General features: G+C 37.5%; 15 protein-coding genes, 1 other RNA gene and 1 pseudogene. 10 read left to right on the top strand and 7 right to left on the bottom strand.

The features are described from left to right. Positions 1–45: 45 nt before the first annotated feature. Positions 46–369, top strand: coding sequence for a hypothetical protein (locus I6E85_RS08660; protein WP_197236847.1), 324 nt, complete (start codon positions 46–48; stop codon positions 367–369). Positions 370–552: 183 nt separating this feature from the next. Further along, on the top strand, positions 553–1,188 hold the full coding sequence (locus tag I6E85_RS08655; RefSeq protein WP_101164070.1) for an NAD(P)-binding oxidoreductase: 636 nt from the start codon (positions 553–555) through the stop codon (positions 1,186–1,188). A gap of 179 nt (positions 1,189–1,367) precedes the next feature. On the opposite strand, the gene I6E85_RS08650 is transcribed toward I6E85_RS08655, so the two are convergent. Continuing rightward, complete coding sequence (locus I6E85_RS08650; protein ID WP_169059928.1) at positions 1,368–2,126, bottom strand: sulfite exporter TauE/SafE family protein; 759 nt, start codon at positions 2,124–2,126, stop codon at positions 1,368–1,370. Between the two features lie 186 nt (positions 2,127–2,312). Here I6E85_RS08650 and I6E85_RS08645 point away from each other — a divergent pair, with 186 nt between their 5' ends. The 5 genes from I6E85_RS08645 to I6E85_RS08625 all read left to right on the top strand — a co-directional run bounded on the left by I6E85_RS08645 (position 2,313) and on the right by I6E85_RS08625 (position 6,586). Next, entirely contained in the window at positions 2,313–3,317 is a 1,005-nt protein-coding gene (locus tag I6E85_RS08645) for a YHYH protein (RefSeq protein ID WP_024591658.1), read from the top strand. A gap of 35 nt (positions 3,318–3,352) precedes the next feature. Continuing rightward, a complete protein-coding gene (locus I6E85_RS08640; protein WP_197236846.1) occupies positions 3,353–3,640 on the top strand; it encodes a hypothetical protein in 288 nt (95 codons plus the stop codon). A 156-nt stretch (positions 3,641–3,796) separates the two neighbouring features. After that, positions 3,797–4,906: a hypothetical protein gene (locus tag I6E85_RS08635; protein ID WP_308807817.1), complete on the top strand. Its 1,110-nt coding sequence runs from the start codon at positions 3,797–3,799 to the stop codon at positions 4,904–4,906. 305 nt (positions 4,907–5,211) lie between these two features. Further along, positions 5,212–6,087, top strand: a complete 876-nt coding sequence (locus I6E85_RS08630; protein WP_197236844.1) for a hypothetical protein — start codon at positions 5,212–5,214, stop codon at positions 6,085–6,087. 40 nt (positions 6,088–6,127) lie between these two features. Continuing rightward, positions 6,128–6,586, top strand: coding sequence for a hypothetical protein (locus I6E85_RS08625; RefSeq protein ID WP_197236843.1), 459 nt, complete (start codon positions 6,128–6,130; stop codon positions 6,584–6,586). Between the two features lie 66 nt (positions 6,587–6,652). Here the strand turns inward: I6E85_RS08625 and I6E85_RS20975 are convergent. Both I6E85_RS20975 and ssrA read right to left on the bottom strand, forming a co-directional pair. Continuing rightward, positions 6,653–6,784 (bottom strand): annotated as a pseudogene (locus I6E85_RS20975) (tyrosine-type recombinase/integrase); the annotation flags it as partial. A gap of 174 nt (positions 6,785–6,958) precedes the next feature. Then, positions 6,959–7,315, bottom strand: a transfer-messenger RNA (tmRNA) gene (gene ssrA, locus I6E85_RS08620). Positions 7,316–7,578: 263 nt separating this feature from the next. On the opposite strand from ssrA, the gene I6E85_RS08615 reads away from it, so the two are divergent. Next, entirely contained in the window at positions 7,579–9,204 is a 1,626-nt protein-coding gene (locus I6E85_RS08615) for a DUF342 domain-containing protein (protein WP_197236842.1), read from the top strand. Here I6E85_RS08615 and rnt read toward each other — a convergent pair. After that, positions 9,188–9,886 carry a ribonuclease T gene (rnt, locus tag I6E85_RS08610; protein ID WP_121954295.1) on the bottom strand — a complete coding sequence of 233 codons (699 nt, stop codon included), beginning with the start codon at positions 9,884–9,886 and terminating at the stop codon, positions 9,188–9,190. The genes I6E85_RS08615 and rnt overlap by 17 nt on opposite strands. A gap of 202 nt (positions 9,887–10,088) precedes the next feature. On the opposite strand from rnt, the gene I6E85_RS08605 reads away from it, so the two are divergent. Then, positions 10,089–10,967 carry an OmpA family protein gene (locus I6E85_RS08605; RefSeq protein WP_024589405.1) on the top strand — a complete coding sequence of 293 codons (879 nt, stop codon included), beginning with the start codon at positions 10,089–10,091 and terminating at the stop codon, positions 10,965–10,967. A gap of 68 nt (positions 10,968–11,035) precedes the next feature. Here I6E85_RS08605 and I6E85_RS08600 read toward each other — a convergent pair whose 3' ends face one another. Next, a complete protein-coding gene (locus tag I6E85_RS08600; protein ID WP_197236841.1) occupies positions 11,036–11,929 on the bottom strand; it encodes a DMT family transporter in 894 nt (297 codons plus the stop codon). A gap of 215 nt (positions 11,930–12,144) precedes the next feature. On the opposite strand from I6E85_RS08600, the gene I6E85_RS08595 reads away from it, so the two are divergent. Continuing rightward, positions 12,145–13,347, top strand: a complete 1,203-nt coding sequence (locus I6E85_RS08595) for an aromatic amino acid transport family protein (protein WP_197236840.1) — start codon at positions 12,145–12,147, stop codon at positions 13,345–13,347. Positions 13,348–13,431: 84 nt separating this feature from the next. Here the strand turns inward: I6E85_RS08595 and I6E85_RS08590 are convergent, their stop codons facing one another. Together I6E85_RS08590 and I6E85_RS08585 are read right to left on the bottom strand one after the other, a co-directional pair. Further along, positions 13,432–14,622, bottom strand: coding sequence for an amino acid aminotransferase (locus I6E85_RS08590; protein WP_024593589.1), 1,191 nt, complete (start codon positions 14,620–14,622; stop codon positions 13,432–13,434). 80 nt (positions 14,623–14,702) lie between these two features. Beyond that, positions 14,703–15,362: a GAF domain-containing protein gene (locus tag I6E85_RS08585; protein WP_197236839.1), complete on the bottom strand. Its 660-nt coding sequence runs from the start codon at positions 15,360–15,362 to the stop codon at positions 14,703–14,705. Positions 15,363–15,364 lie beyond the last annotated feature (2 nt).

Raw genomic sequence — 15,364 nt, 5'->3', positions numbered from 1 at the left:
TAAAATAAGTACCAATAAAAGGAATTTATTACTCAAAGGACTCTAATGAAAACTTTAGCATTTTTAATAATATTGCTATGCACTCTATCGTTTAACGTACTCAGCCAAAACGTCACTGAAATCCCACTTCCTGAAGAGTTTGTTACAACGATGGATGTAGCAAGCGAATACCCAATGGTACGTACTGGTTATTTAACCGATTCAATTTCTGATATCACTCGCTTTTATCAGCAAAAATTAGGTGAACCTTTAAAAATAAATGGCAATAGTACATATCGCACTTTGTTTTATAATTACCAAGAACATAAAGTTCGTATTAGTCTATACCGTCGTAGTTATGTGACCGAAGTGAGTATAATGGTTGAATAAAAAGGTCTAAAAAAACACACCAAAAGCAGCTGATTTTAATACTCAGTTAAGTATTGAATTTTAATTAAAGTATTTTTTGAAATTAGCTCATTTAAACTCTTTTTTACCCTTTAAAAATAATCCCCTACCCCAAGGTCTGTTTGTAAGCACATTACTTTTACTATTTATTGGAAGGAGTTAATTATGAGTAAGACCCTAATTATTGGCGCAAGCGGACAAATAGGTAAAATGACAACTGAGCTACTTTTAGAAAATGAGCAAAATGTTGTGGCATTAGTGCGTGACAAAAATAAGTTAAGCGATTTAAACAGCTCTTTTTTAACTATTGTTGAGCAAGATCTTGAAGGCGATTTTGGTGATGCAATGAAAGGCTGTGACCAAGTGATTTTTGCTGCTGGTTCTGGTGGAAGTACAGGCGATGATAAAACTGTACTCATTGATTTATGGGCTGCAGCAAAAGCAGCTACATTCGCTAAAGAGCACGGCGTTAACCACTTTATTATGGTCAGTTCGATTGGTGCTGACGATCCAGATTCGATTCAAGGTGATTTAAAACCTTACTTAGTTGCTAAGCACATGGCTGACGAGCACCTAATAAATAGTGGTTTAAATTATACCATTGTTCGCCCTGGTACATTGACTGACGATAGTGCTTCAATGCAAGTAACTACGCAACAACCAAGTGATCGTTCAGAAGCTAAAATTAGCCGCGAAAACGTAGCCAATGCATTATTACATATTGCGACCAACTCATTTATTAGTAACCGCATTTTTAAGTTGTTTGATGGCGACAAGCCAATTAAAGCCGCTGTTAAATAAGCTTTAATACCAATTTAATTAAACGTATGAACAATTATTACAAAGAATATGTAATTCATCGATAAGGCAAAAAATTACAGTATAGTCGCTCTATATCAGTAACTTTTTGGCGCAATGAATTATTTAATCCTCTTAAATAATTTATGTTTAATAAAATTAAATTTACTCCACTAAGCAAATTAGTGGAGTAATATTTTTATACCTTGCCAACCAAGTTGTAGCGTTAATAACGTTAAAACTATCCTAAAAATATGCTTAAATTTATCCCCAGACATCCTTTTAAGTAATTTAATTCCGAACCAAGTTCCTACAGCGCCACTTATTACCATGGCAATTACAAGCGGTATCCATTGCCAAAAACTAAAGCCAACAGCGCCATAAATTATCGCTTTTAATAAATGCTGCACACTCATAACGCTCGAAAACGTTGCCGTAAATTTTAACTTTTCGTAATTATTTATATATAAACAGCTACCAACTAATGGACCACTTGCCCCCACAAACATAGAAATAAAAGTAGTTATTCCACCGGCGACCATACGCCACACCTTAGAGGTTAATTTTATAGGTGGCGTTTTACCCCACAGTAAATAAATAACAAAAATAGCGACCACTAACTTCATAGCATCAAGCGATATATCATCAATAACAAAACTTGATAACCCCGCCCCTACTAAGCCGCCTAACGCAAAATATACAAACATGCTTTTATCAATATGCTTAAAACTGAGTAAAAACCTATTTGCATTAGAGCCAAGCTGTACTAAACCATGCACAGGCACAACAACTGCCATTGGCATAAACGACGCCATAACAACAAGCAGCATTAATCCGCCACCAGCACCAAATGCAGCAGATATAAAAGAAGTAAAGCCAGCGGTGATCATTAACAATAAAAACAAAAATAAAGACATGCTGTCAGGAAATAAAAAATCCATAAAACTCCACTGCCTATTTAAGTACTTTTAAGTCGCAGTATTTAAATAGTAAAAAAGGTACTAAACGCATTTATAGCAACTTTATCAGCTTCTATCTCGTGCTATGTACTATGTTGCGTTGTTTTTGCACTTTGTTTGCACATTTAACAAATATTATACATTCAACTTCATTACCGGATATTTTTGATGAGAAGATTTAACACACCAATTTTGACACCGCTTGCAGTGTGTATACTCGCACTGGGTTTAGCTGCCTGTAACGGTAGCGATGCTGAAAGTACAGTTGTAACTGAAACAACCACCGATGAGGGAACTACAACAGATACTTCAACCGATTTTGTTGTAGAAGTTGACCCTTTTAACTTTGAAAGCGATGCGCTCATTTCATCAATTACCACTCAAACATGTACGCTAAGTAATGGCGATGAAGCCTCATGCTACAAAATTGATATTGCCGGTGCGCCTTCAAATTACGAGATTGGTGTATTTTGCCCTCAAAATATCACCTCAACAGCAGACGAAGCCGGTATTTGGTTTGATGGCACCGGTGAGGTTTACGATATAACCGGAGACTTTATTTTAAATCTACCTACATTATATAACGATAGTCATTGGCAGCTATACGACGAAGGTACAGGCCTTGTAAATGTAACCGACACACAAGAATCGTGTGATGGCGCTGCACGTCCAAACGTAGAAGAACAATACCAAAACCACTGCGTAGAATGCTCTATTGATTATGTTGATGGCGGTATATCAGAATCATTTTTAATTCCAATAACACCTGTTGCAACCACTCAAAATAGCAGTATTGGTAACGCCAATGTAGGTGTTGCTCTCAATGGTGTTGTACTTGCTGCACCCGCGCCTGTTGAGGCTATTTTAGGCGCATACACTATTGCAGCCTTTGATGATTGCGCTGGCCATATTAACTTAGTAGCAGGCTATCACTACCACGGTGAAGCAGGTTGTAGCCAAACACAAATTCAATCAGACGGTCATGCCGCCATGATGGGTTATGCACTCGATGGATTTGGTATATTTGGCATGCTTAACGAAGATGGATTAGAACCCACTGATTTAGACGAATGTAGAGGCCACACCGACGATACACGCGGATACCACTACCATGCAGCCGATGTATCTGAAAACATGTTTATTGGTTGTTTTAAAGGTGCTACCGCAAGATAACTCGCATTCTGGCCAAATAATTAACTGAGATACTAATGAAAATATTTAACGTGATAAAAGCACTAACCACTGGCTTTTTACTTGCTGCCTCATGCTCAGCGCTAAGCCATTCAGGTCATGGTTCAAACGCGCCTTGGGAAGCAAAAGCCATTAATGAAGATTGCAGCTACACAAGCCATGATAAAAAAGCGACAGGCACATGCCAAGCAATGAACAATGTGCTTATGTGCGTTCGAAATAAACCACTTGAAACATTAATAGACAAAGCAACCCAACCAGCAAGTGATCAAAAGCAATCTGTAAAATCACTCGCTAAACGATAAAGTAACAGCTACACGCCAAAGCCTTAACGCTGTTTGTTAAGGCTTTTTTAATCGCAAATCATTAGAAAGCATACCCTTTATCTGTTAAGTTAGTTTTGTGTATCAAATAATAAAAATAAAATTCCAAAAATGGAATTACACAAGCAAGGTACTAACGTGAGCGCTACATTTAAAATTGTTTTTAATGGTCAGTTATATCAAGATACTGACCTTACCTCTGCCCAAGAACAACTCAGCCAACTTCTTAATATTCCTCATAATATTGTTGTTCAGTTATTTGATGGAAAAGCTTACGCTTTAAAAAAAGACTTATCGAGTATTGATGCTGTTAAAACAGAATCCTCACTTAAAAAGCTAGGTTTGATTACTAAAGTAGAACCTCAACTCATTACTGTAATCTCTCAATCTCAAAATAATCAAATAGCACTCACTGAGCACAGTAAAAATACAGATAAACACATTAGTGAAAGTACTAACGACAAAAGTATCTCAATACAAAATGAACGCCTAGATACAGACGAAGCCCCAAATACAGCGGCAGCTATTAAGCAAAGTTATAATAAATATAAACTACTGCGTAACACTTTAAAAAGCGCATTGTACTTTTGCTATTGCGCACTTTGTATTATTACCTTAGTAGGCGTAGTGATCAGTGTTAATGCACTTAAAAACAACTTTGGCACTCTAAATAATGGAACTACAAATAACACAACTACAAACAACTTAAGTTACCAAAACTATAAACAATATTTGATTGATCAAAATAGCCTAAATCAACCAACACAAAAAGTAACAAACGAGCGAACAGCTAACCCTACACAGCAAAAAAGTAATGAGTACTTTAGTCGCTTTTCATCGCTAATAAATAGCTACGCGCAAAGTACAGGACAAACTGATATAAAAACGATGGGGAGTGATAAATTACAACAGCACCTACAAGAAATAGACGACCTAGGCCCTAAAAATGAATTTTGGCAGCAACTGATACAACTTTCAAAAAGCTTAGATAACGATAAGCACGCAATAGGGATGCTAAACAACACTGACCCCGCCAAAGTACAATGGATAAACGCGGTAGATTGGATCAGCCAAAGCTATATTAGGCAACAGCAAAACACACAAGCTACCAACACCTCCCCAGCCAATGCGGATGAGCAAAGCAGCAACCCAATACTTAATCTAACGTTGTTAATAAGTATGTTGTCGTTATTCAGTATTTTTATAATTTCGATAAAAATGAAGTTACGCGCAATTATAAATACTTAAACTTTATTTTATAAATTCCATAAAAAAACCCGCAAATTTGGATTAACAAATTTTCGGGTTTTTTATGGTTTTCGAATAACGAGTTCAAAAACCTTTATTGGTGGGCTTAGATATTTGAATTCCCTCCTAAAAGCCTCGATTTTTATAGGCAACCAATAAAAACAATGACTTACTTTAAAATAAAAAACTTAGTTTCTTATGGCCCCTCCTAAAGTCTTGTGTAATCTTTTGAGTTTGGGCATTATATCGACATAATAAATTAGCATAGTTTAAAATACTTTGATGCTAATCCAAAAGGATTGTAAATGAAAATTAGGTACTTTAATTACTTATTTAACCAAGACGGTAAAAATATAGCTCCATCACTACTTAACCTTTTTAATGAATACACAAGCAAATCAAACAAAGGTCCGATTAAACCTATTGAAATCGCTGAACAACCATATTATTTAATTAGTTCAGAAGAAGCAGATGGTTTATTTTATTTAGTAAGCATTAATTCGAACAGTTCGCAAAGGTATATAAATAAGAAGAGCTTTAATGTATGCGAGTTACATGAAAGACTGGAGGAAGATGAATTATTAGGCTCATTAACTTATATATACATCGATAAATCTAGTCCATGCGTATCTATCCTCTCAACCCTTGGCTCTCCAAGATATGGTTGTTTAGAAACGTTTGTTAATTGTATGATGGAAAGCCTAGACAACGCAGAAGCCCTTGAAAATTTTCAGCTTGTTGAAATGAGTGAAGTTGTAAATAAGACAAAACTTAAAAATTTAGAAATGGTTGTAGATGCAGGTTTTACCTTAAACAAGGATTCATCTAAATTTGATACTATATGTAACATGTTAAAGCTAGATGACAACTCTGCAGAGGAGGTAGGCAGCTTTAGAGTTATTATAGAAAGAGCACCTAAAACAACATTAAAGGGCTGTTTAAAAAACTTATTAGACGATAACGATATCACAGAGCTTACGGCTAGGGGTAAAGATGATTTACTCAAAGGTGCTTTGACTGAACTAGCACTGGATGCGTCCAAGTCTTTATCGGAAAATATTGGTCACCGAGTAAACATCACCTTAGATCAACAAATTGCAGCTAAATTTGAAGAAAATAAACATGTAGCTAGATTGACTAAAAATTTTATCAAATTACACGATGTTGAATTAGTTAAATAAGCATTTTTTCTTTTTAAATCATTATTAAAGGGGGTAAATCATGGCACCTATACAGCGTTCCGTTACCCAATATCATGGTAATTCAGTAAAGTTTTTAGAGAAAGCAGCTGTATTCACAATATTTCTATGTCCTATTATTTGGTTTATTTACGAGTTTACCGGCATTAGCCTTAAAATAACTGAAGTAGAAACATTAGCCACCGTATCTGGTGCTTTTAGCTTTACTATGATGGGCTTCCTTGCTGCTATGGCAGCAATACTATTAGGTGTAAAGGATAAAAAAAGTAACAGGGAATGGTCACAACGTTACAGTAAGTTTTTCATTATTTTATATACAGTTAGCCTTTTGTCTTTATTTATAACTTTTTTCGGAAGTGTTGCTGTATATGTTACAGAATATCAATTTATTGCTTTGAAGCTGGTTCTGTCTATGCTGGTTACAAACTTTATTCAGGTTAGTCTGTGTACAATTATAGTTTTAAGACAAGCAGTATCCTAATTTTATAGCTCAGAGTTGAGGCCCAAACCTAATAGCAACTTCCAAATGACTCGGTGCAAAGTGCGCTTAAACCATGGTTTACTCAATCTTTGCATGACCTAGTATTTGTTGTAACACTAAAATATTACCTCCGTTCACCATAAAATGGCTTACAAAAGTACGCCGTAAAACATGCCTACATTGCCTCTTTGGTAAATTAATATCGCTTTATTTACTGCACTGTAAAACGCTGAAATAACAGCTAAAGCTTAGTTGCTACAAACGTTAAACGATCATTAATAATTAAATTATAAGCATAAAAAAACCCGCAACGTGATTGCTCAAGTTGCGGGTTTCTTATGGTTTTCGAATAACGAGTTCAAAAACCTTTATTGGTGGAGCTGGGGGGATTTGAACCCCCGTCCGAAAAGCCTCGACCGTCGGTACTACATGTTTAGTATTGTCATTTAATTAACCTTTAAGTCCCGGACAAACACGGTAAATAAAGGCGAGGCCGCTTAGTTTTAGCGCTTCAACCCCGGCCAGGGTTTCCGTCGCGATCAGGTGTTAGGGTGACACTCCAAAATCCAGTCCACAAGAATACATGGAAGGAGCGCTAGCCAGCCTAAGCTGCTAGAGAGTAGTTATCGTCGTTTGCGATTACTTTAGGTTGCGGCTGTTTAACGAGGCAAACCGCACCTCGACATGCACCTTGGGCTTCTTGAATTCCGTCGAATCCTAATCAGCCCCTGAATTAGTAACTCAATTCAGAGCGTGCAAACAGTATAACTGAGTAAAGTACTGATACTCAAGGCCTAGTAACGCTTTATTTTAATTGTATGTGCCAATCGCGTGTTAAGTAACCAAAATTTAGTTTATGCAAGCCTATATAAACATTTACTTAACAATGTGTTTAACCTGTGTTCAAATGAGGAGTTAAGGTTTTTGCTATTTCTAAACCTTTAGTTGTAAAAAATAAAAATAATAACAGGCATAGAGTAGGGAATTAATAAATGTCGGTTTTTTCATTTGATAAAAGTACAGGGTTTGTCTCTTTAGAAAGTCACCCTATTGATAGTGGTTTTCCTGTTACAAGTACTCAGTTAACGCAAATGCTAGAGCAATCTGAGTTTAGTGAGTACGAAGGTGTCATTGCCAATATTGGAAAGCTTTTTGCGCCAACTAAAAATTATCAGGAAGTATCGCTTGTCGTTGCTAGAGCTGTAGATGCGTCGCTTGTCATTAATATTGATGAAAAAAACATGGTCGCAGAAGCAACATTAACTACCGCTAAAGGTGGCGCACTTTTGTCTATGGAAGGCGCGCAAAAAGCACTTGCTGATGCAGGTGTTAAAAAAGGAATAAGTCCTCGTGCGCTTGATACCTTTTTAGGCCAGCAGTTTGAGCAACCAGCAGGAAGCTCTTACAGTGCCATAATTGCACATGGGCGCAATCCAAAAGAAGGCAGCGATGCTAAATTTGTGCGTTTATGCTCAACAGCTCAAGACCGAGTACTCAGCCCACAAGCTAAAGAAGGCGGTAAGGTTGATATGAAAAACCTTGGCGCTATTATCACCGTAAAACCTGGCACTCCCTTAATGCAGCGTATTGCAGCGACCCCTGGAGAAGAAGGCTATACGGTATTTGGCGATTCAATTAGTGCAAAACCAGGTAAAGATCACCAACTCCAGCCTTTCGAAGGTACAAAAGTAGATCCTAATAATCCTAATATGCTTATTGCCGACTGCAAAGGTGTGCCCGTTGCCCTACCCCGTGGTATGCGTGTAGATGATGTTTTATGCTTTGATAACGTAGATGTAAGTACAGGCCATGTTGATTTTGATGGTAGCGTAATTATTACTGGCGATATTAAAGACGGCATGCGTGTAAAAGCCAACGGTGATATTACGGTACTTGGTTTTGTGGAATCAGGAACTGTTGAAAGTAAAAGTGCGGTAACCATTATGCTTGGCGCAATTGGCCGAAAACGTGAAGGCGAGGAAGCATTTACGTGCTGTATAACCGCTCAGCGAACTATTTCGATTGGTTATGCCCAGTACTGCAACATTAAATCCGAACAAGATTTATTTATTGAACGCCAAGCTCTACATTGTGATTTAAGTGCTAGGCGATTAATACGTGTAGGCAAAGCAAATGATCCGCGAGGTAAAATTATTGGCGGTAATATTTTAGATGCTATGCGCATTGAAACGGGTGAGCTAGGCGCGCCAGCCGGTACTAAAACACGCGTATTTTTAGCGCAGCTCTGGTTTGAGCTTCGCCAAAAGCAAACACAAATAACCGATTTTGAAAAAGTACTTGCGACTAAAGTAACCGCTTTACAACAGGCTCGTGAAAAAGCGAGTAAAATTGCGGGGGCTGCTCAGCGTCAGCAATTCATGAATAAGATAACTGAAAATGAAAAGCATATAAAAATACGCTCTGCGCATATTCATCGTCAAAAACTACTTATTAAGCAAAAAATAGTGCAATTACTTGCCAGTAGTCGTTTAAAAGTAAATGAATTAATGCACCCTGGTGTGGAGCTTAAAATAGCGAAAGATTCTAAACAATTTTCGCGTATTTACCCGCCCCACCTAGTTAAGCTAACTGAGGGTAAAATTACTCAGACGTTTTAGTTTCTTCGTCATTTTTTGTTTCAACTTCAGCATCAGCATCAGCGTCATCTAGTGGCGCTAATGGCCAACCACCTAATTGCTGCCAGCGGTTTACTATTAAACAATAAAGCTCGGCTGTACGTTCTGTGTCGTAAAGTGCTGAGTGCGCTTGGCTGTTATCAAACTCTATACCAGCCGCTCTACATGCTTTTGCTAATACAGTTTGCCCTAACGCTAAACCCGCTAAAGATGTTGTATCAAAGCTTACGAACGGGTGAAATGGCGTACGCTTAATGTTATTACGCTCTATTGCTGCATTTAAAAAGCCATGATCGAATGCGGCATTATGCGCCACAATAACTGAGCGTTGGCACCCAGCAGCCTTTTGCGCTTTGCGTACTACTTTACATATTTCTTTAATGACTTCATCTTCAGGTACTGCGCCACGTAATGGTGAAAACGGGTCTATACCGTTAAAGTCGATGGCTGCTTGTTCTATATTAGCGCCTTCGAATGGCTGAACATGAAAATGAACAGTATGATCTATGCTGAGCAGTCCTTCGTCATCCATTTTTAAAACAGAGGCTGCTATTTCTAACAAGGCATCTGTTTCTTTGTTAAAACCTGCAGTTTCAACATCAATAACAACAGGAAAAAATCCACGAAAGCGTTTTGCGAAAGGTGTTTGCTCAGTATTTGCCATAGTCTTCTTTGTTTATACGTGTAAGCTGACTATTATGTCAAAATTGATGCCCCCTAGGCTAGGGGATTTAAGTATTTATTGCTTTAAAATTGTAGGCACATAACTTGCTTTAACTTATAAGTTAGTTATATAGAGAACAAACTAATCATTGCAGTCGTTAATTTGCCAAATTATTGGCATTCCCGGATAGCTGGAGAGCACCATGAAGTATAAGTTGTTATTTATTAGCCTTAGTATAAGTGCAGTGCTTTGCAGTACTCACTCGCAAGCTGCTATGCGCCAATACACAGCAACCCAAGACAACTCCAACTGGGAAGTCGTTAAAACAACGCGCTTACAATGCCAATTAAATCATGAGGTTCCTTATTACGGTGAAGCTATATTTAAAGCTTCAGCAAGTAAAAATAAAAACTTAACATTTAATTTAGATATGGTTGTACGCCCAGATAACTACGCAATTGCAGGTTTAAAAGCAGTGCCACCTACATGGCGTGCAGGATTGCCCGCTCGTGATATTGCAAATATGAAATTACTTAAAAAGTTTGATGGCGAGCTAGGCAATAAAACCGCATGGGAAATGCTTACCGAGCTTGAAAAAGGCTACTACCCTACTTTTTATTATCAAGACTGGCAAAACAGTGCCGATAAAATTGCCGTTGGTATATCGAGCGTAAACTTTAAACAAGCTTACTGGGCTTTTTTACAATGCCGTGATGAGCTACTCCCTTACAGCTTTGAAGATATTTCGTTTACTGTAATGAACTATCAATCTAACAGCAGTAAATTAACTAAATCCTCGCAACAACGTCTTGATAAGATTGCTGAGTATTTAAAAAATGATGCAAGCATAGAGTCCATTAGTATTGACTCATACACCGATAGTTATGGCGGACGCTGGAATAACTTAGATTTATCGCGCAAGCGCGCCAAAACTATAAAAGATTATATGGTGAGCTTGGGTGTTGATGAAACAAAAGTACAAACCACCGGTTTAGGCGAAAAACGCTTTGTTGATAATAACGATAACATTTTAAGCCGAGACAAAAACCGTCGTTTAATTATTCAAATTGAAAAAATGTAGTAAAGCTAATTTGCGCTTACTTTCTTTCGCTTTAAAACTTATCACTAAATTGAAAAAATGTAGTAAAGCTAATTTGTGTTTACTTTCTTTCGCTTTAAAAACTTATCACCAAATTGGAAAAAACCTAGACTAATTAAAATAATAACCGCACCAATTATTAGTTCTTGGCTTAATGACTCATTATTTAGCCAAGCTCCCAAACCTAACGCAAAGCTAGGAGTTATAAGTGTAGTAAGTGATACCGTGCTTGCATTTAGGTTTTGCAGCACATGAAAATACGCCAAAGCCCCTACTAAAGATCCAAATATTCCTAGATAACCAATAGCCCACAATGATTTTGCACTCCAGTTTTGTATATGCAACTCACCATCTAATAACCACCAAGCAATAAAAAAGAGTGGGGTTACAAAAACTAAGGCACCAAATGTTGTTGCCATAGGGTGAATCGCAATCTGTACACGCTTGATCATCACACCACTTAAACTAAAAAAGCAGACAGCCATAAACACATAAAGCAACCCAAGCCCTTGAGTTTGCGAGTTTTGTACTTGGTTATAACTAACAAAATATAAGCCAATTAAGGCGCACGCTAACGCAACTAATTTAATCGGGCTAAATTTAGGTTCATTTAATAATTGCTGAGCAAGCAACCCCGACAAAATAGGTGCAAGGCCAAACATAAGCGAAATAATACCAGAAGGGACTGTTTTAGCTGCCATATAGCTCAACAACATACCGCCAAAAATACCTATACTCGAATAAAAATAAAGTAAGCATGCATTTTTGCTCCAAGGCACTCTAATATTTGTAATAGCAACAATTAAGCCACCTAAGAATAGTCCCACCAGCATCCGCATTAACACAGCAAGTGTTGGCGATACAGTTTCACTACTCCACACTATACCCAGTGGTGTAGTAGACCATATAAGAACCATTAAAAAATACGATACTTTAACTGGCACGTGCCATCCCTACGCTTTATATGAATCAATAAAACAAAGAATAAATTATACGCTCACTACCGTGTTTTAGTACTTTTTAAACACTAAAGTCCTTAATAAATACAGTTGTAAATTGTAAGTTACATTTTAATACTGCTCTTTTATTACAAAACTATTTGAGATTTGAGCAACTAGTTATATGGTGCATCAATATTAATAATAATTAAGGTAATTAAGTGCTTAAAAATAAAACAACTGGAAGCATGTTAATTGTTGCAGGCACCACTATTGGTGCGGGTATGTTGGCATTGCCAATTGCATCTGCCGGGCTTGGGTTTAGTACTGCACTTGTATTAATAATTGCTAGCTGGTTACTAATGACCTATACCGCACTACTCATGTTAGAGCTACACCAATATGCACCACGCGATGCAACGTTAAATACATTGGCTAAATTATGGCTTGGAAAGCGCGGACAATATATTGCGAATTTTTCGATGGTTTTTTTATTTTACGCTTTATGCGCTGCTTATATTGCAGGTGGTGGTGCACAACTTCAAGCGCGTATAAATATAGGCTTTGATGTAAATATAGCCCCACAGTTTGGCTCTGTGATTCTTGCTGTTATTATTGCAAGTGTGGTAACGCTAGGCACTAGCAAGGTAGATAAACTAAACAGAGTGTTATTTACAATAAAAATTATTGTATTAGCTAGTTTGTTTTACATGCTTACCCCTTATGTGCAGGGTAAGCACTTATTAGAGATGCCTGTAGAGCAAGGATTAATCCTTTCAGCTATACCGGTTATATTTACTTCGTTTGGCTTTCATGGCTCTATCCCCTCTATTGTTAAATATGTTGGTGTTGAAATAAAAGTACTGCGCAAAGTAATGATTGCTGGAGCCGCCCTACCTTTAGTTATTTATATTTTTTGGCAACTACTTAGCCAAGGTATTATGAGCCAAGCTGATTTACTCAACAGCCAAGGTCTTAATGGGTTTGTATCTAGCGTGGCAAGTATTGCGCATAACCCAAGTGTGGCAACGGCCGTTAAGTTATTTGCTGATTTAGCACTTGCGACATCATTTTTAGGGGTGAGTTTAGGGTTATTTGATTTTTTTGCTGATGCATTTAAAAAGGGTGACAATAAAACGGACCGAATTAAAACGGCTTTAATTACGTTTATTCCGCCGCTTGGCTTTGCATTGTTTTATCCTCAAGGCTTTATTATGGCCTTAGGGTACGCAGCAATAGCACTTGTTGTACTGGCAATATTTTTGCCTGTAGCAATGGTTTATAAACAGCGTACAACATCAAATAAAACAGGCTACCAAGTTAAAAGTGGGAATGTTGGGCTTGGTATAGCAGCTATATGTGGCATAACTATTATTGCTGCGCAGTTTATGCAAATGGCGGGGCTTATTCCTGCTATCGGTTAAAGGTTGCTGCTAATTGTTTAAATTTAGATAATAAAAAACCGCACATCATTAGTAATGATGTGCGGTTTTTTATATTAACTGCGTTTATTTACAAACGTCAGCTACAGCATTTGAAAAGTATTCAATATTTGAATGACTAACACCTGCAACATTTACGCGGCTAGAGCCAACTATGTAAATGCCGTATTCTTTTTGTAGGCGAGCAATTTGCTCTTTATTAATACCTAAGAAAGAAAACATACCGTTTTGGCGTTCAATAAATGAGAAGTCTTGAGCAATATCTTTAGTTGCTAAGCTTTCTTTAATTAAGCTACGTAAGCCATTTATACGACTACGCATTTCATCAAGCTCAGAGTGCCACAATTGTGTAAGCTCTGTACTGCTTAAAATAGTATTAACAATGTCAGCACCATGCGCTGGCGGCATTGAGTAAATACTACGTACAACGCTTAGCATTACAGAGTTTGAAATATCTGCTGTTGCGCTGTCTTTTGCAATTAGTGAACATGCACCAATACGCTCGCGGTATAAGCCAAAGTTTTTAGAACATGAAGAACAAATAATTAGCTCTTCTACTGCATCGGCTAAAATACGTAAGCCACGTGCATCGTCTTCAAGTGAAGCACCAAAGCCTTGGTATGCAATATCAACAAGTGGTGTAAAGCCAACTTCTTTTGCCAGTTCGGCAACCGTGTTCCACTGTGTTTCGTTTAAATCCATACCGCTTGGGTTATGACAACATGCATGCAGTAAAACCACATCACCTTTAGGCACTTGTTTAAGTGTGTTGATCATTTCATCAAACAATAAATCTTTATTTTCGTAATCGTAATATGGGTATTCTTTTACTGTTAAGCCTGCAGCTTCAAACAAGCTAATATGGTTAGCCCATGTTGGGTTAGTTACCCAAACAGTCGCGTCTGTATTACAACGCTTAATAAATTCAGCTGCAACACGAAGTGCACCCGTACCACCAGGAGCTTGCGCGGTACGTACGCGGTTAGCTAGTAATACTTGATGCTCACCTAATAGTAACTGCTCCATTTTTTGGCAGTAATCTAAATTACCCGCTAAACCAATGTAAGATTTGCTCATTTCGTTTTCAAGACGAAACGCTTCAGCCTTTTTAACCGCTTTAAGAACCGGTGTATTGCCTTGCTCATCTTTGTAGACACCTACACCTAAATCAATTTTATTAGGGTTTGTATCTTGTTTATAGGCCGCCATAAGGCCAAGAATAGGATCTGTTGGTAATGGTTTTAATACTGAGAACATTGGCTATCTCTTATCGTTATTTAGGGGTTAGCTGTTAAGCTAAGCTTAACATAAAAGCACATCATATTGACTAGCGTTATTTACACTAGAAAGTGAGGAATTTTAATACAACATGCAATTAAAACGGCAAGCGTCTTTTCATCAAAAAAATCATTTTTAAAGGCTTCTGAATCTACAATACCAACGCATTCATTTTGTGTATTAAATAAAGGTAGGCAGGTTTCTGATTTAACTTTAGGATCACATGTGTAGTATTCACCACCTTGTGATAAATACGCCTCAACGTTATTAATAATGCGGCCCTCGTGGGATAGCGCAACCTGTACGTTGTTACTGCCAGCCGCAAATGCTTGCGTTAAAGGAAACAACGGACGACTAGGCGCACCATGATAAGCCAATTTTAATAGTTGATTACCTTCAGGGGTATTAGTTGATTGATAAATACCATACCAATCAACGCCCGTTTGCTGCTCAATGTAGCTTACAATACTTTGTAAAGTAGCCAGCTTAAACTGTGTTTGCTCATCATTTTTAATATAGTCAGTTAATTTGAATGGCTCATCTTGTAAGTAACCAAATAAACTACATGCACCGCCCTCGCCAAGCTCAGGTATTTGATACTCCCAACACACATCAGGCAAAGCAGTGTTTGCTAAATGTAGATCAAGCTTTTCAAGCTCTGTTGAAATCAAAGCTGGATTAGCACTAAGTTGTGCTTGTTTTAAGTAAGAAGAAATCATTT

Source organism: Pseudoalteromonas sp. NZS71, assembly GCF_015864715.1.
In the GTDB taxonomy this organism is placed as follows: domain Bacteria; phylum Pseudomonadota; class Gammaproteobacteria; order Enterobacterales; family Alteromonadaceae; genus Pseudoalteromonas; species Pseudoalteromonas arctica.
The sequence above is the reverse complement of the archived record's forward strand: the minus strand, read 5'-3'. Positions and strand labels throughout refer to the sequence as shown.

Coding starts and splice junctions, on each gene's coding strand:
- I6E85_RS08660 (WP_197236847.1), top strand. CDS start 46: ATGAAAACTTTAGCATTTTTAATAATATTGCTATGCACTCTATCGTTT.
- I6E85_RS08655 (WP_101164070.1), top strand. CDS start 553: ATGAGTAAGACCCTAATTATTGGCGCAAGCGGACAAATAGGTAAAATG.
- I6E85_RS08650 (WP_169059928.1), bottom strand. CDS start 2,126: ATGGATTTTTTATTTCCTGACAGCATGTCTTTATTTTTGTTTTTATTG.
- I6E85_RS08645 (WP_024591658.1), top strand. CDS start 2,313: ATGAGAAGATTTAACACACCAATTTTGACACCGCTTGCAGTGTGTATA.
- I6E85_RS08640 (WP_197236846.1), top strand. CDS start 3,353: ATGAAAATATTTAACGTGATAAAAGCACTAACCACTGGCTTTTTACTT.
- I6E85_RS08630 (WP_197236844.1), top strand. CDS start 5,212: ATGAAAATTAGGTACTTTAATTACTTATTTAACCAAGACGGTAAAAAT.
- I6E85_RS08625 (WP_197236843.1), top strand. CDS start 6,128: ATGGCACCTATACAGCGTTCCGTTACCCAATATCATGGTAATTCAGTA.
- I6E85_RS08615 (WP_197236842.1), top strand. CDS start 7,579: ATGTCGGTTTTTTCATTTGATAAAAGTACAGGGTTTGTCTCTTTAGAA.
- rnt (WP_121954295.1), bottom strand. CDS start 9,886: ATGGCAAATACTGAGCAAACACCTTTCGCAAAACGCTTTCGTGGATTT.
- I6E85_RS08605 (WP_024589405.1), top strand. CDS start 10,089: ATGAAGTATAAGTTGTTATTTATTAGCCTTAGTATAAGTGCAGTGCTT.
- I6E85_RS08590 (WP_024593589.1), bottom strand. CDS start 14,622: ATGTTCTCAGTATTAAAACCATTACCAACAGATCCTATTCTTGGCCTT.
- I6E85_RS08585 (WP_197236839.1), bottom strand. CDS start 15,362: ATGATTTCTTCTTACTTAAAACAAGCACAACTTAGTGCTAATCCAGCT.